The organism is Variovorax frigidus, from assembly GCF_051216515.1.
Classification (GTDB): Bacteria; Pseudomonadota; Gammaproteobacteria; order Burkholderiales; family Burkholderiaceae_C; genus Variovorax.
The window spans coordinates 156,883-175,518 of record NZ_JBPJZF010000001.1 but is presented as its reverse complement, the minus strand read 5'-3'; the positions used below and the strand labels follow the sequence as shown (position 1 = coordinate 175,518).

Annotated in this window: 19 protein-coding genes; 2 read left to right on the top strand and 17 right to left on the bottom strand. The window is 66.4% G+C overall.

Annotated elements, in window-relative coordinates:
- Positions 1-126: 126 nt before the first annotated feature.
- The 16 genes from ACSFBC_RS00775 to rpsB form a co-directional block, all read right to left on the bottom strand.
- Positions 127-906: a TrmH family RNA methyltransferase gene (locus ACSFBC_RS00775; RefSeq protein WP_435508408.1), complete on the bottom strand. Its 780-nt coding sequence runs from the start codon at positions 904-906 to the stop codon at positions 127-129.
- On the bottom strand, positions 903-1,574 hold the full coding sequence (gene rnhB, locus ACSFBC_RS00770) for a ribonuclease HII (RefSeq protein WP_435508407.1): 672 nt from the start codon (positions 1,572-1,574) through the stop codon (positions 903-905). Before rnhB ends, ACSFBC_RS00775 begins: the two co-directional genes overlap by 4 nt.
- Complete coding sequence (gene lpxB, locus ACSFBC_RS00765) at positions 1,546-2,697, bottom strand: lipid-A-disaccharide synthase (RefSeq protein ID WP_435508406.1); 1,152 nt, start codon at positions 2,695-2,697, stop codon at positions 1,546-1,548. Before lpxB ends, rnhB begins: the two co-directional genes overlap by 29 nt.
- A 7-nt stretch (positions 2,698-2,704) precedes the next feature.
- Positions 2,705-3,493 carry an acyl-ACP--UDP-N-acetylglucosamine O-acyltransferase gene (gene lpxA / locus ACSFBC_RS00760; RefSeq protein WP_435508405.1) on the bottom strand — a complete coding sequence of 263 codons (789 nt, stop codon included), beginning with the start codon at positions 3,491-3,493 and terminating at the stop codon, positions 2,705-2,707.
- 14 nt (positions 3,494-3,507) lie between these two features.
- Positions 3,508-3,954: a 3-hydroxyacyl-ACP dehydratase FabZ gene (gene fabZ / locus ACSFBC_RS00755; protein WP_219217834.1), complete on the bottom strand. Its 447-nt coding sequence runs from the start codon at positions 3,952-3,954 to the stop codon at positions 3,508-3,510.
- 6 nt (positions 3,955-3,960) lie between these two features.
- Entirely contained in the window at positions 3,961-4,938 is a 978-nt protein-coding gene (lpxD, locus tag ACSFBC_RS00750; protein WP_435508404.1) for a UDP-3-O-(3-hydroxymyristoyl)glucosamine N-acyltransferase, read from the bottom strand.
- A gap of 12 nt (positions 4,939-4,950) precedes the next feature.
- Complete coding sequence (locus ACSFBC_RS00745) at positions 4,951-5,493, bottom strand: OmpH/Skp family outer membrane protein (protein ID WP_435508403.1); 543 nt, start codon at positions 5,491-5,493, stop codon at positions 4,951-4,953.
- Entirely contained in the window at positions 5,493-7,889 is a 2,397-nt protein-coding gene (gene bamA / locus ACSFBC_RS00740) for an outer membrane protein assembly factor BamA (protein ID WP_435508402.1), read from the bottom strand. The genes ACSFBC_RS00745 and bamA overlap by 1 nt, the downstream gene beginning before the upstream one ends.
- Positions 7,890-7,925: 36 nt before the next feature.
- Positions 7,926-9,308 (bottom strand): RIP metalloprotease RseP, encoded by a 1,383-nt coding sequence (rseP, locus tag ACSFBC_RS00735; protein WP_435508401.1) that lies wholly within the window; start codon positions 9,306-9,308, stop codon positions 7,926-7,928.
- 33 nt (positions 9,309-9,341) lie between these two features.
- Positions 9,342-10,523, bottom strand: a complete 1,182-nt coding sequence (ispC, locus tag ACSFBC_RS00730; RefSeq protein ID WP_435509236.1) for a 1-deoxy-D-xylulose-5-phosphate reductoisomerase — start codon at positions 10,521-10,523, stop codon at positions 9,342-9,344.
- Positions 10,523-11,374, bottom strand: a complete 852-nt coding sequence (locus ACSFBC_RS00725) for a phosphatidate cytidylyltransferase (protein ID WP_435508400.1) — start codon at positions 11,372-11,374, stop codon at positions 10,523-10,525. Before ACSFBC_RS00725 ends, ispC begins: the two co-directional genes overlap by 1 nt.
- The gene (gene uppS, locus ACSFBC_RS00720) at positions 11,374-12,108 is read right to left on the bottom strand and encodes a polyprenyl diphosphate synthase (protein ID WP_183023604.1); all 735 of its coding nucleotides are present in this window, start codon (positions 12,106-12,108) and stop codon (positions 11,374-11,376) included. The genes ACSFBC_RS00725 and uppS overlap by 1 nt, the downstream gene beginning before the upstream one ends.
- A complete protein-coding gene (gene frr, locus ACSFBC_RS00715) occupies positions 12,108-12,668 on the bottom strand; it encodes a ribosome recycling factor (protein WP_435508399.1) in 561 nt (186 codons plus the stop codon). The genes uppS and frr overlap by 1 nt, the downstream gene beginning before the upstream one ends.
- Positions 12,669-12,680: 12 nt before the next feature.
- A complete protein-coding gene (pyrH, locus tag ACSFBC_RS00710) occupies positions 12,681-13,403 on the bottom strand; it encodes a UMP kinase (RefSeq protein ID WP_435508398.1) in 723 nt (240 codons plus the stop codon).
- A gap of 142 nt (positions 13,404-13,545) precedes the next feature.
- Complete coding sequence (gene tsf / locus ACSFBC_RS00705; protein WP_435508397.1) at positions 13,546-14,469, bottom strand: translation elongation factor Ts; 924 nt, start codon at positions 14,467-14,469, stop codon at positions 13,546-13,548.
- 80 nt (positions 14,470-14,549) lie between these two features.
- Positions 14,550-15,305 carry a 30S ribosomal protein S2 gene (gene rpsB / locus ACSFBC_RS00700; protein WP_183023600.1) on the bottom strand — a complete coding sequence of 252 codons (756 nt, stop codon included), beginning with the start codon at positions 15,303-15,305 and terminating at the stop codon, positions 14,550-14,552.
- Positions 15,306-15,526: 221 nt separating this feature from the next.
- On the opposite strand from rpsB, the gene ACSFBC_RS00695 reads away from it, so the two are divergent.
- Both ACSFBC_RS00695 and ACSFBC_RS00690 read left to right on the top strand, forming a co-directional pair.
- Entirely contained in the window at positions 15,527-16,852 is a 1,326-nt protein-coding gene (locus ACSFBC_RS00695) for an amidase (protein ID WP_435508396.1), read from the top strand.
- Between the two features lie 81 nt (positions 16,853-16,933).
- On the top strand, positions 16,934-18,187 hold the full coding sequence (locus tag ACSFBC_RS00690; RefSeq protein ID WP_435508395.1) for a D-amino acid dehydrogenase: 1,254 nt from the start codon (positions 16,934-16,936) through the stop codon (positions 18,185-18,187).
- Here the strand turns inward: ACSFBC_RS00690 and ACSFBC_RS00685 are convergent.
- Positions 18,177-18,605 (bottom strand): hypothetical protein, encoded by a 429-nt coding sequence (locus ACSFBC_RS00685; RefSeq protein ID WP_435508394.1) that lies wholly within the window; start codon positions 18,603-18,605, stop codon positions 18,177-18,179. The genes ACSFBC_RS00690 and ACSFBC_RS00685 overlap by 11 nt on opposite strands.
- Positions 18,606-18,636 lie beyond the last annotated feature (31 nt).

Sequence of the window (18,636 nt, the reverse complement as noted above, 5' to 3'; positions counted from 1 at the left end):
CCAAGGTGCCCGACATGCAATGACATGCGATGAAGGGGCGGGCTGCGGCTTTCGTCGAAGGGTAAGCTTGTGTGCGCTGTGGGCGGGGTGTGAGCGGGAAAGCCGCTGATTATAGCCGGCGCGCTGTCACAATCCGGACAAAGCCGCGCTCGCGTGCAGACAAATCGCCGCGGCGGCCGCGACGTTCAGCGACTCTTCGCCGCCCGGCTGGGCGATCCGGATGCGGTGCGAGGCACGCGCCTCCAGCGCCGCCGAGACGCCCTGCCCCTCATGCCCGAGCAACCAGGCACAGGGATGCGGCAGTTGCGCCTTGTGCAACCAGTCACCGTGATGCGAACTCGTCGCCACCAGCGGGACGCTCAGCCCATCGAGCAGTTCGGCATCGACGCCTTCGATCAGTCGCAGACCGAAATGCGCGCCCATGCCGGCGCGCAGCACCTTGGGCGCCCAGAGCGCGGCCGTGCCCTTGAGGGCAACGATCTGGCTGAAGCCGAAGGCCGCGGCACTGCGCAGCACCGAGCCGACGTTGCCCGCGTCCTGCAGCCGATCGAGCACCACGGTCGGCGCATCGGCCACGAGTTCGGGACGCATCGGCAGGTGCAGCACGAACCCCATGGGCGCGGGCGACTCGAGGCCGCTCACACCGGCCAGCAACGCATCGGCCACGATCAGCGTGCGATCGGCGGCGTCGGTCCATTCGAACTGCGCCTGCGGCCAAAAAGATTCGGAGAAGACTGCGATGGCGGGCCGAACGCCGCGTTGCCGTGCCGCGCGGCAGAGGTGGTCGCCCTCGAGCCAGATCTTGCCCAGCTTGCGGTAGGCACCGGGGTCCTGCGCGAGCTTGCGCAATTCCTTGAGCAGCGGGTTGTCGCGCGAGCTGATGTGCTCCGGTGCGGAACGACTCATGCGCCGATCCGATCCGGCTGCACGCCGCCCATGACCTGCTGCATCGCCATCCGCTCGAATGCAGCCGCCACGGGAGCGAACGACCGCCGGTGGTGCACGCAGGCGCCGTGGAGCTGCAGCGCATCGAGGTGCGCCCGCGTGCCATAACCCTTGTGGCCGGCAAAGCCGTAGTGCGGGTATTCCAGGTCGAGTTCGCGGCACAGTCGGTCGCGGTGCACCTTGGCCAGGATCGAGGCGGCCGAGATGGCCTTGACCCGCGAGTCCCCCTTGACGATGGCCTCGGCCAGCACGTCGAGCGTAGGCAGCCGATTGCCGTCCACCAGCACCTTGACCGGCCTGAGCCGCAGGCCCTCGACCGCGCGGCGCATGGCCAGCATGGTGGCCTGCAGGATGTTGTGGGTGTCGATCTCCTCGACGCTGGCCTGCGCCACCGAGCAGCACAGCGCCCGGGCCAAAATCTGCTCGTACAGACGCTCGCGCTGCAGCGCCGTCAGCGTCTTGGAGTCGGCCAGGCCGGGGATCGGACGGCGATCGTCGAGGATGACGGCCGCAGCCACCACCGGGCCGGCCAGCGGCCCGCGGCCGGCCTCGTCCACGCCGGCCATCAGACCGGGCGCGTCCCAGACCAGCGCGGCCTGCTCAGCCTTCAAGAACTTTCTCGATCGCATCGGCGCAAAGTGTCGGAGTGTCGCGCAGCAACTCGACGTGCAGCGCGGTGAAACGTTGTTGCAGGGCCTCGACTTTGGCCGGGTCTTCCAGCCAGCGCAAGGTGGCGGCGGCCAGTGCCTCGGGCGTTGCTGCATCCTGCAGCAACTCGGGCACGACGAATTCGCCGCAAAGGATGTTCGGCAGGCCCACCCAGGGCTGTAGCTGCTGGCGATGCATGAGGTGCCAGGAGACCCGGTTCATGTTGTAGGCGATCACCATCGGGCGCTTGAACAGCGCGGCCTCGAGCGTGGCGGTACCGCTGGCGATCAGGGTCGCATCGCAGGCGGCGAGCACCGGATGCGACTGGCCGTTGACCAAGGTCACCCTGCCCTCCATGCCGCTGGCCTTGAGTGCCGCCTCGACCTCGGCGCGCAGGCCGGGGATCGCAGGGGAAATGAACTGGATCTCGGGCCGCGACTTCGCCATCAGCGCGGCCGCCTCGAAAAATCGCAACGCCAGGTAGCGCACCTCGGACCGGCGGCTGCCGGGCAGCAGCGCCACGACGGGCGCCGCCGGATCGAGCCCCAGCGCCGCACGCGCGGCCGCCCGATCGGGCTGCATCGGGATCACGTTGGCCAAGGGATGGCCGACGTAGCTGGCCGCCACGCCCTGCTCCGCCAGCAGGGCCGGTTCGAAGGGGAAGATGCACAGCACATGGTCGGCCGCCGCACGGATCTTCTCGATGCGGTCGGGCCGCCAGGCCCAGATCGACGGACAGACGAAATGCACGGTCTTGATGCCGCGACCGCGCAGCCCGGCTTCGAGGTCGAGATTGAAATCCGGTGCATCGATGCCGATGAACAGCCCCGGCCACTCGCGCAGCAGGCGCGCCTTGAGCTGGCGGCGGATGCCTGCGATCTCGGCGTAATGCCGCAGCACCTCGATGTAGCCGCGAACGGCCAGTTTTTCCTGCGGCCACCAGCTCTGGAAACCGCGCGACAGCATCTGCGGACCGCCGATGCCGACGGTTTCGACCGCCGGCCAGCGCGCCTGCAAGCCGTCCATGAGCAGGCCGGCCAGCAGATCGCCGGAAGGCTCGCCGGCGACCATCGCGAAGCGTCGCGTTGCTGATTCGGCGCTCATGCGCGGCTCAGCGGGCGATGCCGCTGACGGAGCTGCCGAGGAAGCCATCCATCAGCGCCACATCGGCGGCCGCGTCGGGCATCTGCGTAGACAGGGCGGCGATGGCGGAGCGCGCCTCCTCCAGGGTCTTGCCTTGCCGATAGATCAGCTTGTGCATCTCGCGGATCGCGGTGATGCGCTCGGCGGAGAAGTCCCGACGGCGCAGGCCCACCAGGTTCACGCCGCGCACCGCGAGCGGATTGCCGTCCACCACCATGAAGGGCGGGATGTCCTTGCCCACATGGGCAGCGAAACCGATCATCGCGTGGGCACCGATGCGCATGCGCTGCAGCACGCCGGTGAGCCCGCCCACCGTGACCCAGTCGCCGATCACCACATGGCCCGCCAGCGTGGCGTTGTTGGCCATGGTGATCTGGTTGCCGAGCTGGCAGTCGTGCGCGATGTGCACGTAGGCCATGATCCAGTTGTCATTGCCGATGCGCGTCACGCCCACATCCTGGGCCGTGCCCAGATTGAAGGTGCAGAACTCGCGGATCGTGTTGCGGTCGCCGATCACCAGTTCGGTCGGCTCGCCCGCGTACTTCTTGTCTTGCGGCACCGCACCCAGCGAGGAGAACTGGAAGATGCGGTTGTCGCGGCCGATGGTCGTGTGGCCCTCGATCACGCAATGCGCACCGACGGTCGAGCCGGCGCCGATGCGCACGTGCGGCCCGATCACCGCATAGGGCCCGATCGACACCGAGGGATCGAGTTCGGCTTTGGGATCGACGATGGCCGTCGGATGAACCTGCGTCATTGCACGCGAGAACTTCAGTTGATCTGGCGCATCGCGCACATCAGCGTGGCTTCGCAAGCCAGTTCGCTGCCGACGAGCGCACGGCCCTTGAACTTCGAGATGCCGGCCTTCATGCGGTCGATCTCGACCTCGAGCGTCAGCTGGTCGCCCGGCTCCACCGGCCGCTTGAAGCGCGCGCCGTCGATGGCGGCGAAATAGTAGACGGTGTTGTCGTCGGGCACGATGTCCAGCGAATGAAAGGACAGCAGCGCGGCGGCCTGCGCCATTGCTTCAAGCATCAGCACGCCCGGCATCACCGGCCGGTGCGGGAAGTGGCCATTGAAGAAGGGCTCGTTCATCGTGACGTTCTTGAGCGCCGTGATGCGCTTGCCCTTTTCCATGGCGGTCACGCGGTCCACCAAAAGGAAGGGGTAGCGGTGCGGCAGGAGCTTGAGAATCTGATGAATGTCGAGCGTCGTCATGTTTTTCTATCGTCCAATTTCTTTTTTCTCAAGCGCCTTGAGCCGGTCCCGCAGGCTGTGCAACTGCTTCAACGTGGCGGCGTTCTTTTCCCAGGTGGCATTGTCGTCGATGGGAAACACGCCCGTGTAATGGCCCGGCTTGAGGATGGAACGCGTCACCAGCGTCGCCGCCGAGATGTTCACGCCGTCGGCCAGCTCGAGATGCCCCAGCACGATCGCGCCGCCGCCCACGGTGCAATGCGCACCGATGACCGCACTGCCCGCCACACCGACGCAGCCGGCCATCGCGGTGTGCTTGCCGATGCGCACGTTGTGGCCGATCTGGATCAGGTTGTCGAGCTTCACGCCATCCTCGATGACCGTGTCTTCCAGCGCGCCGCGATCGATGCAGGTGTTGGCCCCGATCTCGACATCGTCGCCGATGCGCACGGCACCCAGCTGCTCGATCTTGACCCAGGCGCCCTGGTGCGGCGCAAAACCGAATCCGTCGGCGCCGATCACCACACCCGGGTGCAGCAGGCAGCGCGCGCCGATGTGGCAATGCTCGCTCACCGTCACGCGCGACTTGAGCACCGTGTGGGCACCGATTCGTGCACCGCGCTCGATCACGCACAAGGCACCGATCTGCGCACTCGGGTCCACCTCGGCCAGCGGATCGATGACCGCGCTCGGATGGATGCGCACCGCGTCCGCCGGGGCATGCGCCCGCTTCCACAACTGGGTCAGCTGCGCAAAGTAGAGGTAAGGATCGTCGGCGACGATGAAGGTACCACGCGTCGCGGCGGCATCCCGCATGGCGGGCGACACGATGACGCAGCCGGCCTGCGAGGCGGCCAGTTCCTTGCGGTACTTGGGATGGCTCAGGAAACTCAGCGCATCGGGCGTGGCACTCTGCAGTGGCGCCAGGCGCTCGATCGCCAGCTCGGGGTCCCCTTGGAGTTCACCCCCGAGGGCTTCGACAATGGCTCCGAGCCGCAACACCACGCGTGACGCGGCCTACTTCGTGCCCGCAGGCGCGGCAGCAGCAGCGTTCAGCGCCTTGATCACCTTCTCGGTGATGTCGTGCTTGGGGTTGATGTAGATGGCTTCCTGGAGGATGGCGTCGTACTTCTCAGCCTCGGCCACCTGCTTCACCACGCGGTTCGCCCGGTCGTAGACCTGCTGAAGCTCTTCGTTCTTTCGCGCGTTCAGGTCTTCCTGGAATTCACGGCGCTTGCGCTGGAATTCACGGTCCTGGTCGACCAGCGCTCGCTGACGCGTGGCGCGCTGGCTTTCGGACAAGGTCGGCGCCTCGCGCTCGAATTTCTCCGAAGCAGCCTTCAACGCTTCACCTTGGGTTCCCAGATCGCGTTCGCGCTTCAGGAATTCAGCTTCAAGCTTGGCTTGCGCGGCCTTCGCGGGCTGCGCCTCACGCAGCACGCGATCGGGATTCACGAAACCGATGCGGAAGCCTTCCTGCACCTGCGCTTGCGAAGGGGCAGCAAACAGGGCCAGCAGCGGGAGCAGCAAGGCGCCGGCTGTGCGGTACGAATGGTTCATCAAAAAGCGGTACCGATCTGAAATTGGATGGTCTGCATTCTATCCTTGTAGATCGGATGCAGCGGGTCGGAGAAGTCGTCCTCCTTCTGTGAGCGCACAGGCTTCGCATAGGCGATGCGCAGGGGACCCAAGGGCGAAATCCAGCTGATGCCCAGGCCCACCGACGCACGCAGCCTCTTCTGCGACGACCATTGCAGATCGCTCTGGGTGGTGCGCTCGGTGAAGACGTTGCCGGCGTCGAAGAAACCGTAGAGACGCAGCGTGCGGTCGTTGCCTGCGCCGGGGAACGGCGTGCTCAGTTCCGCATTGAAGATCGCCTTCTTCGTGCCACCCAACGCCGCCTCGGTGACGCCGTCACGCGGACCCAGCGAGTTCTGCTCGAAGCCGCGGATGGAACCCAGGCCACCGGCGTAGAAGTTCTTGAAGATCGGGTAGGTCTTGTCGCCCATCGCCTTGCCGTAGCCCACTTCGCCGTTGATGGCAAGCGTGTACTGCTTGCTCAGCGGGAAATACTGCTGGTACTGGTAGCTCGACTTGACGTACTTCAGGTCGCCGCCCACGCCCCACTCCACATTGGCGCGCTGCAGGCGGCCACGGGTCGGAACCAGCGCGCTGTCGCGGTCGTCGCGCGCCCAGCCGATGGTCAAAGGCAGGCCCCACTTGCTGTCTTCGCCGCAGCTGACGACGTTGGTCGCGCTGGTCGTGCACTGGAAGTAGTCGCGGTAGGCCTGCGGCGTGTACTGGGCCACGTTCGAGCCCGGCTTGAAATTGAAACGTTCCAGCCCGGCACCGAAGAAGATGGTGTCGACTTCGCTGAACGGCACGCCGAACTTGATGCTGCCGCCCTCGCTGACCAGCGAATAGTCACCGTCGACCGTGTAGTACGGGCGCGTGGTCTGATGGAACAGGCTGAAGGTGCGCGAGATGCCGTCGCTCGTGAAGTACGGGTCGGTGGCGGTCAACGAGATCGTGCGGTAGTACTTGCTGGTGTTGACCTGCAGGCCCAGGAAGTTGCCCGAACCGAACACGTTTTCCTGCGAGATGCCGAAGGTGAACGACACCTTCTCCGCGCTCGAGAAGCCGGCACCGAGTTGCAGCGAACCGGTCGGCTTTTCCGCGACGACGACCGTCAGGTCGACCTGGTCGGGCGACCCGGCCACTTCCTGCGTTTCGACGTTCACGTCGGTGAAGAAGCCCAGGCGGTCGACGCGGTCGCGCGACAGCTTGATCTTGTCGCCGTCGTACCAGGACGCTTCGTACTGCCGGAACTCGCGGCGAATCACTTCGTCGCGGGTGCGGTTGTTGCCGCCGATGCTCACGCGGCGCACGTAGACGCGCCGCGCCGGTTCGGCCTTCAGCGTGAGCGTCACGCGGTTGTTGGTGCGATCGATCTCGGGCTGCGCCTCGACGCGCGCGAAGGCATAGCCGAAGGTGCCGAAGTAGTCAGTGAAGGCCTTGGTCGTGTCCGTCAGCTGCTCGCCGTTGTAGGGCTGGCCCGGCTTGATGGTCACCAGCGACTTGAACTCCTCTTCGCGGCCCAGGTAATTGCCGTCGAGCTTGACGCCGGCCACCACGAACTTCTCGCCTTCGGTCACGTTCACCGTCACGGTGAGGTCCGAGCGATCGGGCGAGATCGCGACCTGCGTCGAATCGATGCGGAACTCGAGGTAGCCGCGCGTGAGGTAGTAGGAGCGCAGCGTTTCCAGGTCGGCGTTGAGCTTGGCGCGCGAGTACTGGTTGGACTTGGTGTACCAGCTCAGGTAGCCGCCGCTGTCCTGGTCGAACAGGCTGAGCAGCGTCGATTCGCTGAAGGCCTTGTTGCCGACCACGCGCACTTCACGGATGCGCGCCGACTCGCCTTCGGTCACGGTGAAAGTCAGGTTCACGCGGTTGCGCTCGATCGGCGTGACCGTGGTCACGACCTCGGCGTTGTAGAGGCTGCGGCTCACGTACTGGCGCTTGAGCTCCTGCTCGGCGCGGTCGGTCAGGGCCTTGTCGTAGGGGCGCCCATCGGCCAGCCCCACTTCGCGCAGCGCCTTCTGCAGCGCGGCCTTGTCGAATTCCTTGGTGCCGACGAAGTCGACGTCGGCCACGGTCGGGCGCTCTTCCACGATCACCACCAGCACATTGCCGCTGACGTCGAGGCGCACGTCCTTGAACAGGCCCAATTCGAACAGCGCGCGGATCGTGGCCGAGCCGCGTTCGTCGCTGTAGGTATCGCCCACGCGCAACGGCATCGAAGCGAAGATGGTCCCAGGCTCGACGCGCTGCAGGCCCTCGACGCGAATGTCGCGCACCGTGAAAGGCTCTACGGCCCAGGCCGCCGTGGCAGCGAGCGTGCTGGCGATGACCATGGCCACGCTACGCAGACGAAAGCGACTGATTGATTTGTTCATGTGTGAATTGGGCGGCGCACGAAGGGCCGGCAAGAGTTAACCAAAGAGCCCGAAGAGTCGGTTGACGTCGTTGAACAAAGCGATGGACATCATCACCAGCAACAGCGCGACGCCACCGCGCTGGAACCGTTCCATCCAAGCGTCGGAGACGCTTTTTCCGGTCAGACCCTCCCAAAGATAATACATCAGGTGTCCTCCATCGAGGACGGGCAGCGGCATCAGATTGAGCACCCCCAGGCTGACGCTGATCAGGGCGAGAAACACCAGGTATTGGGTGAAGCCGAGACTGGCGGACTTGCCCGCATAGTCGGCGATCGTGAGCGGTCCGCTGAGGTTCTTGAGCGAAGCCTCGCCGATCAGCATCTTGCCCATCATGCGGACCGTGAGCGCCGAGACCTCCCAGGTCCGCACCACACCCTGCCAGACCCCGTCGATCGGACCTTGTCGCACGGTCAGCATGGCCGGCGGTGCGCCGACGTAGGCCGCGATGCGGCCGACCTTGGTCGGGCCTTCGTCCCGCACCTCGGGCGTGACGTCGAGGGCGATGTCGCGGCCGCCGCGAATCAGTTGCCAGGTCTGGGTACGCGGCGACGCGCCGTCGACCGAGGCCCGAATCAGTTCGCGCAGCTGTTGACCGTCCACCACGGCGGTCGGGCCGACTGCGCGCACCAGGTCACCTTGCTGCAGGCCCGCGCGGGCGCCGGCGCCGCCGGGCACCAGTTCGCCGATCTCGGGGCGGGTCAGTGGAGAGATCACGCCGATCTTGCGGAACATCTGCGCATCGGCATCCTTGGCTTCGATGCGGCTGAGCGGCAGCACCACGGTGCGGGCCGGCTCCGCCCCCTGCCCCGTGATCTCCAGCGTGAGGTCGCGGCCGTCGAGGGCGCCGCGCGTCATGCGCCAGCGCAGGTCCTCGAAGGACTGAACCGGCTCCAGCGTGCCGGCGAAACCAGCGCGCGCGATGCGCTCGCCGCCACGCAAGCCGGCCTGTTCGGCCAGCGAGGCAGCCACCGGTCGGCCCAGCACGGCCTCCGGCTCCTGAACCCCGATCCAGTTGACCAGCGTGTAGAGCACCGCAGCCAGCAGCAGGTTGGCGATCGGGCCGGCCGCCACGATGGCCACGCGCGAACGCAAGGGCTGCGTGTTGAAGGCCAGATGCCGCTCTTCGGGGGGCACCGGCCCTTCGCGCTCGTCGAGCATCTTGACGTAGCCACCCAGCGGAAACGCGCCGAGGACGAACTCCGTGTCCTGGCCTGGCTTCTGCCGCTTGGGCTTCCATCGGTAGAGCGAATGCCCGAAGCCGACCGAAAAACGCAGCACCTTGACGCCACAGGCCACGGCCACGCGGTAGTGCCCGTACTCATGCACAGCGATCAGCACGCCGAGCGCAACGATGAAGGCAAGGACAGTGAGCATCAAGGAACTCCCGGAGGGAAGGGCAAGAAAGACGCGTCAGCCGGCGAAGCGACGCACCACCGCCTGGGCCGCCGAACGGGCCTCGGCATCGAGCGCGAGCAAATCGTCCAGCGACGCAGGCTTCGAGGGCTGCAACGCCGCCAAAGTTTCCGTGTTGACCGCATGAATGCGATCGAAACGCAGGCGGCGGTCGAGAAAGGCCTCGACGGCGATCTCGTTCGCCGCATTCAGCACGGCGGTCGTGCCTGGCGGCGCGCGCAGCGCATGCCAGGCCAGCGCCAGGCCGGGGAACAGGGCCGCATCCGGCACTTCGAAGGTCATGGCGGCCATCTGCCGGAAGTCCAGCCGGGCGGCACCACTCTCGATGCGTTCGGGCCACGACAGGCCGACCGCGATCGGCACCCGCATGTCCGGCGTGCCGAGCTGCGCGATCACCGAACCGTCGGTGAACTGCACCATCGAGTGGATCACGCTCTGCGGGTGGATCACCACCTCGATCTGCTCGGGCGTCACGTCGAACAGGTAGCGCGCCTCGATCACCTCGAGCGCCTTGTTCATCATGGTGGCCGAATCGACCGAGATCTTGCGCCCCATGGTCCAGTTGGGATGGGCGCAGGCCTGCTCGGGCGTGACATCCTGAAGCGTACCGGCCGCACGGGTGCGGAACGGGCCGCCCGAGGCCGTGAGGATGATCTTCTCGATGCGCCGCGGCCAGGTGGCCGGGTCTTCGGGCAGCGACTGGAAGATGGCCGAATGTTCGCTGTCCACCGGCAGCAAGGTGGCACCGCCTTCGCGCACCGCCTGCAGGAACAGTTCCCCGCCGACGACCAGCGCCTCCTTGTTGGCGAGCATGAGCCGCTTGCCGGCACGCGCGGCCGCGAGGCACGGGCCCAGACCCGCGGCGCCCACGATGGCCGCCATCACGCTGTCGACCTCGCCATGCGACGCGATGGCCTCCAGTGCGTCGGTGCCCATCAGCACTTCGGTCTGCAGGTCATGGGCCCGCAGCCGCTCGGCCAATTGCCGGGCGTGCGGCGGGCTGGCCATGACCGCGAAGCGGGGCCGGAAGCGCGCGCACTGCGCGAGCATCTCTTCGACCTTGGTCGCCGCCGACAGAGCGAACACCTCGAATTTCTCGGGATGCCGCGCCATGACATCGAGCGTGCTCACACCGACCGACCCCGTCGAGCCCAGCACGGTGACGCGCTGCCGCTGCATCAGGACCACAACGAGGCCAGCATCATGGCGATCGGCAGCGTGGGCAGCAGCGCATCGATGCGATCGAGCACGCCACCATGACCGGGCAGCAGGTTGCTGCTGTCCTTGGCGCCTGCGCTCCGCTTCACCAGCGACTCGACCAGATCACCGACCACGCTCATCGCGGCCAGGAACACGGCCCCCAACAGCAGCATCCACGCACCGCGGGCTGCAAGCCGGCTGTACAGGCTGAGCACGTCCGCATGCAACGACGCATCGGCCCAGACCCAGGCCATGGCCAGCACCACGACGCCGATCATGCCGCCCCACACACCTTCCCAGCTCTTGCCGGGACTGATCGAGGGCGCCAGCTTGTTGCGGGTGAAACGCAGACCGAAGGCGCGGCCGGCGAAATAGGCGAACACGTCCGCCACCCAGACCAACACCAGCAGCGACAGCAGGAAGTTGATACCCCAGAGGCGCGCCTGCACTGCAGCAAGCCAGGCCACCCACAAGGCCAGCAGTCCGCCCAGCAGGCGCACGGCACGCGGAATGCGCGGCCAGCCCGGCACCGCACCGTACAGCAGTGCCGCACCGCCCAGCACCCAGGCGGCGCTCGCCACCAGCCAGACACCCAGCAGGCGCTGCTCGAGCAGGCCGAGCCACCAGGACAGGCCGCACAGCAGCACCATCTCGATGCCCAGGAAGATCGACATGCGCGGGCCGTAGCCGTTGAGCCGGCCCCACTCCCAGGCCGCCGCGCCGATCATCACCAGCATCACGCAGGCGAAGGGAACGTGCGAGGGGTAGAACATCGCCGGCAGCAGGACCGCCAGCAGGACCAGCGCCGTAAGGATGCGTTGCTTGAGCATCAGGCGGTTTGCCGCTCGTGCAGCCCTGCGTTCAGTTGCGCCGAGGTCTTGCCGAAACGACGCTCGCGCGTCTGGAAGACGCCGATGGCTTCGTCGAGTGCGGCTTCGTCGAATTCAGGCCACAGCTTGTCGCTGAAGAACAGCTCGGCGTAGGCGCTCTGCCAGAGCAGGAAATTCGACAGCCGCTGCTCGCCGCCGGTACGGATGAAAAGATCGGGGTCGGGCACGTGGGCCAGCGCCATGGCGCGGTCCAGGCTCGCCTCGGTCAAGGGTTCGCCGCGCAGCGCCAATTGCGCCGCCGCGCGCGCGATGTCCCAGCGGCCGCCGTAGTTGAAGCAGATGTTGAGCACCATCCGGGTGTTGAGGGCCGTCGAGGCCTCGGCCTGCACCAGGCTCGCCACCATCTTCTCGGACAGGCCGCCGCGCTCGCCGACGAAATGCAGTTGCACGCCATCGGCGCGCAGCTTGGGGACCTCGCGTCCCAGCGCACCGACCATCAACTCCATCAGGCCGGTCACCTCTTCCACCGGACGATTCCAGTTCTCGGAGGAAAAGGCGAACACGGTGAGCACGCCCACACCGCGGTCGACGCATGCCTTGACGCAACGCCGCAATGACTCGACGCCTTGCTTGTGGCCCGCCACGCGCGGCAGGAAGCGTCGCGTCGCCCAACGGCCATTGCCATCCATCACGATGGCAATGTGGTGCGGCACCCCGGTGGGCTTGCTGCTCATCAGACCGCCATGATCTCGGCTTCCTTCGCCGCGATCAGCCGATCGATATCGGCAATGTGCCGGTCGGTGACCTTCTGGATGTCGGCTTCGGCGCGCTTCTGGTCGTCCTCGGACGCCAGCTTGTCCTTGACCAGCTTCTTGACCGCTTCATTGGCATCGCGGCGCAGGTTGCGCGTCGCGATCTTGGCGTTCTCGCCTTCGTTGCGGACCAGCTTGGTCATTTCCTTGCGGCGCTCCTCGCTCATGGCGGGCAGCGGCACACGGATCAGGTCGCCCATGGACGCGGGGTTCAGGCCCAGATCGCTTTCGCGGATGGCCTTCTCGATCTTGGCGCCCATGCCCTTTTCCCAGGGCTGGACGCTGATGGTGCGCGAATCGAGCACCGACACGTTCGCGACCTGGCTCAACGGCACCGAGGAGCCGTAGTAGTCGACGTGGATCGAATCGAGCAGCGCGGAATTGGCGCGGCCGGTACGGATCTTGGTGAGGTTGTTCTGGAACGCAGCGATCGACTGGTTCATCTTCGCGTCGGTCGCGCTGCGAATGTCTGCAATGGTCATTTCTTTTGCTCCTCAGGCATGCACCAAGGTGCCTTCGTCCTCACCCATGACGACGCGCTTGAGCGCACCGTTCTTGAAGATCGAAAACACCTTGATCGGCAGTTTCTGGTCGCGGCACAGCGCAAAGGCCGTGGCGTCCATGATGCCGAGATTCTTTCCGATGGCCTCGTCGAAGCTCAACGAGGCATAACGCGTTGCGTCTGGCACCAGCTTCGGGTCGGCGCTGTACACGCCGTCGACCTTGGTCGCCTTGAGCACCAGTTCGGCGCCGATCTCCGCACCGCGCAGCGCTGCGGCCGTGTCGGTGGTGAAGAAAGGGTTGCCGGTGCCGGCCGCGAAGATCACGACCTTGCCCTCTTCTAGGTACTGCAAGGCCTTGGGTCGGACGTAGGGCTCGACCACCTGCTCGATGGCGATGGCCGACATCACGCGGGCGATCAGGCCCTGCTTGTCCATCGCGTCGGCCAGTGCCAACGCGTTCATGACGGTGGCCAGCATCCCCATGTAGTCGGCCGTGGCGCGGTCCATTCCGACCGAGCCGCCGGCGACGCCGCGGAAGATGTTGCCGCCGCCGATCACCACCGCCACCTCGACACCCATGTTCACGACTTCGGCGATCTCGCCGACCATGCGCACGATGGTCGCGCGATTGATGCCGAAGGCGTCGTCGCCCATGAGCGCCTCACCCGACAGCTTCAGCAAAATGCGCTTGTGGGCTGGGCGGGCGTTGGACATGGGTAATTTCCTTTGAATGGCGGGGGCGAGTTTAATCAGATCGTGAACCCTGCGGAACCGGCTTGGCCGGCCCGCGGGTGTTGCCCCCGTGAGGGGGTTGGCACGCGCGCCACGAAACGCGCGCGTCCCATGGAGCGCCAGCTTAGGCGGCAGCCTTGGCCGCAGCCACTTGCGCGGCGACTTCAGCCGCGAAGTCGTCGACCTTCTTCTCGATGCCTTCGCCGACGACGTAGAGCGTGAAGCCCTTGATCGAGGTGTCGACGGCCTTGAGCATGGCTTCGACGGTCTGCTTGTCGTTCTTCACGAACGGCTGGTTGTGCAGCGAGACTTCCTTCAGGTACTTCTGCACGCCGCCTTCGATGCGCTTGGCAACGATGTCGGCCGGCTGCGGCTTCTTGCCCTCGGCTTCGGCCGTCTTGCGGTCTTCCTCGGCCTTGCCGGCAGCGACTGCGCGCTCTTTTTCGATCAGGTCGGCAGGCACGTCCGACGCCTGAATGGCGACGGGCTTCATCGCGGCGATGTGCATCGCGACGTCCTTGGCAGCAGCGTCGTCACCTTCGAATTCGACCATCACGCCGATGCGGGTGCCGTGCAGGTAGGAAGCCAGCTTGCCGTTGCCACCGAAGCGCTTGAAGCGGCGGAAGCTCATGTTCTCGCCGATCTTGCCGATCAGACCCTTGCGCACGTCCTCGAGCGTCGGGCCGAAACCGTCCTGCTCGTAGGCGAGTGCACCCAGTGCGGCGAGGTCCGCGGGGTTGTTCTTGGCGATCAGCATCGCGGCAGCGTTGGCCAGGGCCAGGAAGCTGTCGTTCTTGGTGACGAAGTCGGTTTCGCAGTTGATCTCGATCATGCCGCCGGCATCGCCGTCGACGAAAGCCGTGACCACGCCTTCGGCGGTGATGCGGCCCGATGCCTTGCCGGCCTTGTTGCCCAGCTTGATGCGCAGCAGCTCTTCTGCCTTTTCCATGTTGCCTTCGGCTTCGGTCAAAGCCTTCTTGCATTCCATCATGGGCGCGTCGGTCTTTGCGCGCAGTTCGCCGACCATGCTTGCGGTGATTGCAGCCATTATTCGTACTCCGTATTCAAAAAATCAGATCAAAAAAAGGGGCCACAAAGCCCCTTCTTCAAGGCTCGCGAAGACCGCGATCAGGCGGACGCGCCTTCTTCGACTTCCACGAACTCGTCGCTGCCGCCTTCGGCCACAGCCTTGACGACGTCGTTGGCAGCGTTGTTGCGGCCTTCGAGGATCGCGTCGGCGATGCCGCGTGCGTACAGCGTGACGGCCTTCGACGAGTCGTCGTTGCCCGGGATCACGTAGTCGATGCCTTCAGGCGAGTGGTTCGAGTCGACCACACCGATCAGCGGGATGCCCAGTTTCTTGGCTTCGGCCACGGCGATCTTGTGGAAGCCCACGTCGATCACGAAGATGGCGTCGGGCAGCGCGGTCATGTCCTGGATGCCGCCGATGTCCTTCTCGAGCTTGGCGATCTCACGCGAGAACGTCAGCTGTTCCTTCTTGCTCAGGCTGTCGAGGCCGGCTTCCTGCTGAGCCTTCATGTCCTTCAGACGCTTGATCGAGGTCTTGACGGTCTTGAAGTTGGTCAGCATGCCGCCGAGCCAGCGGGTGTCGACGTACGGCACGCCGGCGCGCTGCGCTTCGGCTGCGACGATTTCACGGGCTTGACGCTTCGTGCCGACCATCAGGATCGTGCCGCGGTTGGCCGTGAGCTGCTTCGCGTACTTGGCCGCGTCCTGGAACATCGGCAGCGATTTTTCCAGGTTGATGATGTGGATCTTGTTGCGATGGCCGAAGATGAACGGTGCCATCTTGGGGTTCCAGAAACGGGTTTGGTGACCGAAATGGACACCGGCTTCCAGCATTTCGCGCATGGTCGTCGACATAGGAATAACTCCAAAGGTTGGGTCTAAAATCCAGCCCGTTTTGCGGTCCCTGCAAGCGCTGCTCACGAGGGCACGCAACACCTTGATGGGCTGGTTTGCGAATGTGTCCCGCTCTCTCGGAAACCTTGAAAATACAGGGAAATCCCCGAGAGCGAAACCCAAAGAGTATAGCACGCAGACCACCCTTTTCCCTCTCTCAGCCTCCCTTCCGAACACACACCATGCGCCCCGACCTGCACGACAGCCGACTCGCCCTCCAGGCCGGTACCACCGACGCACGCACCGAAATGGAGCACGCGATCGCCATCGCGCAGCAGCCATCGAACGCGCACACCTTCACGCGCACGCTGTTCGCCGAAGCGCGCCAGGAGGCCGCCGCGGCGCAACCTTCGCAGGTGCTGGCCGGTCTGTCCTTTTCGGTCAAGGACCTGTTCGACATCGCCGGACAGCCGACACCCGCCGGCTCGATCGTGCTGAGCCATGCGCCCGCCGCCCGCGCCGATGCACTGGCGGTGGCGCGCTTGCGTGCCGCGGGCGGTGCGCTGATCGGCCGCACCAACATGAGCGAGTTCGCCTTTTCCGGCGTCGGCGTCAATCCGCACCACGACACGCCGGCCAATGCCAGCGATGCCGTGACGCCCCGCGTCCCCGGCGGTTCGTCGTCCGGCGCCGCGGTGTCGGTGGCCACCGGCGCCGCCTTCATCGGCCTGGGCTCGGACACCGGTGGCTCGATCCGCATCCCCGCCGCGCTGAACGGCATCGTCGGCTTCAAGAGCACGGCCCGCTGGGTGCCCACCACCGGCGCGCTGCCGCTGTCGACCACGCTCGACACGGTCTGCGCCATGACGCGCTCGGTGCGCGACGCGGTGCTCGCGCACGAAGTGCTGGCCGCGCGGCGCGTCACCCCAGGCACCCGCGCGCTGGCCGGCTACCGGCTCGCCGTGGTCAAGGATCTGTTCCTGGACGGGATGGAGCCGGCGGTCGCGCGCGCCTTCGAACGCGCCCTGGCTACCCTGCGTGCCGCCGGCGCGCAGATTGCCGAAATCGCGTTGCCGCCGTTGGCCGACTTGCCCTCGATCAATGCCACCGGCGGGTTCTCGGCCGCCGAGTCCTACACCTGGCACCGCCTGCTGCTCGAGCGCAGCGGCGCCGGCTACGACCCACGCGTGGCGCAACGCATCCTCAAGGGCGCCGAGATGAAGGCGTACGAGTACATCGACCTGCTGAAGGCGCGCAGCGACTGGATTGCCCGCATGGAGGCCGCACTGAGCGACTTCGACGCGCTGCTGTCGCCCACCGTGCCGATCCTCGCGCCGCCCCTGGCCAGCGTGGCACCGGGCGCCGAGCGCGATGCGGAATTCTTCCGCGTCAACGGCCTGCTGCTGCGCAATCCGTCGGTGGTCAACATGCTGGATGGCTGCGCGATCTCCATTCCCTGCCAGGCCGAGGGCGATGCACCGGTCGGCCTGATGCTGTGGCACGCGGCCCTGCACGACGATGCAGTGCTCGCGATTGCCGGCCAGGCGGAGCGCGCGCTGCAACAATAGGCCCCTTCCTCTTTCCTCTTGCGTTCCGCCTTCAGGCGGGGCCGCAGGAGATGGCCGACTCCATCCCCCAACAAAGAATTCATGAAAATCGCGATCGTGGGCGCCGGCATCATCGGCGTCACCACCGCCTGGGAACTGGCCAGCGACGGGCACGAGGTGTCCGTCTTCGAACGCCGCGGCGCCGCGGCCGAGGAATCGAGCTTCGCCAATGCGGGCGTGGTCGCCCCCGGTTACGTCACGCCCTGGGCCGCGCCGGGCATGCGGCTCAAGGTGCTGCGCTCGCTGTTGTCGAGCCACGGCGCAGTCAAGCTGCGCTGGCCCCTGAACGGCCGCGACCTGCGCTGGATGGCGCAGTGGCAACGCGCTTGCCGGCTCGAAACCTACCTGGCCAATCGGGCGCGCATGCAGCGGCTGGCCTTCTACAGCAAGACACGCCTGCACGGGATCACCGAGGCCCGCGAACTCAGCTACGAACGCAACCAGGGCTACCTCGTGCTGCTGCGCTCGCGCCGCGACCAGAAGCAGGTGCAGCCGGGGCTCGAAGTTTTGCGCGCGGCCGGCAGCGTGTTCCGCGAGGTCGATGCCGACGAGGCCCGGCGCATCGAGCCGGCCCTGAGCACCGACACCGATCTGGCCGGCGCCATCCACCTGCCGGACGACGAGGTCGCGAACTGCCGCCAGTTCGCGCTGCTGCTCAAGCGCGAGGCCGAATCGCTGGGCGCGCGCTTCCATTTCAATTGCGACATCGCGCCGCTCTCGCGCACCGCGCCGCGCTCGCTGGCACTGTCGGCCGGCTCGGACGCCATTCCTTTCGATGCGATCGTGATGTGCGCGGGCGTGGCCTCGGCATCGCTGCTCAAGCCGCTGGGCCTGCGCATTCCGCTGGCGCCGATCTACGGCCATTCGGTCAGCGCCAACGTGCGCGAGCCACTGAATGCGCCGCGCAGTGCCGTGATGGACGAGCGCTACAAGGTCGCGATCACGCGCATGGGCCTGCGCGTGCGCGTGGCCGGCAGCGCGGAGATCGGCGGCTCGCTCGACGCCATGAATCCGGCGGCGCTGCAGACGCTCTACAAGGTGCTGCACGACTGGTTCCCCGGTGCCGCCACGCTGCAGGCCGGCATCCAGCAATGGAAAGGTGCACGCCCGATGCTGCCCGACGGCCCGCCGGTGATCGGCCCCAGCGGCATACCGGGCGTCTGGCTCAACCTGGGCCACGGCTCCAGCGGCTGGGCGCTGTCGTGCGGCAGCGCGCGCGTGCTGGCCGACCTGGTCGGCGGGCGCGATGCCGGCATCGACCTCGAAGGCCTGGGCGTCGAGCGGCTCAGTCGTTAGGACCCCACCGGCGCAGCCTCTCGGGCGTGGCCGGCGCTTCGACCGGCAGAGCGGGTGCCGCCCGCGGCCGCAGGCGCTGGACGGTCCACGCCAGCAGCGCAGGCACGATCCACACGAAGAACACCAGGCACAACGCGTACGCACCCATCACCAGCCAGCGCAGCATGAGCGCCGTCTCGTCGAGCGGCACCTCGAGCCAGCGAATCACGCTGATGCCGTAGCCCGCCCCTGCCGCCCAGGCCAGGTCGCGCAAGGCCAGCCACTGCCGCCATTCCGCGAGCACGAAGGTGCCCCACACGATGCCCAGCAGGCCGGCAGCCCAGGCCAGCCCGACCATCCACGCCATCATCGCGATCACGAGGACGGCAAGCCCCGTGAGCAGCAGGACCATCATCCAACCAAGGCTTTTGAGCTTCATCCATCGATGATAGGCAGGCGGCTCGACGACA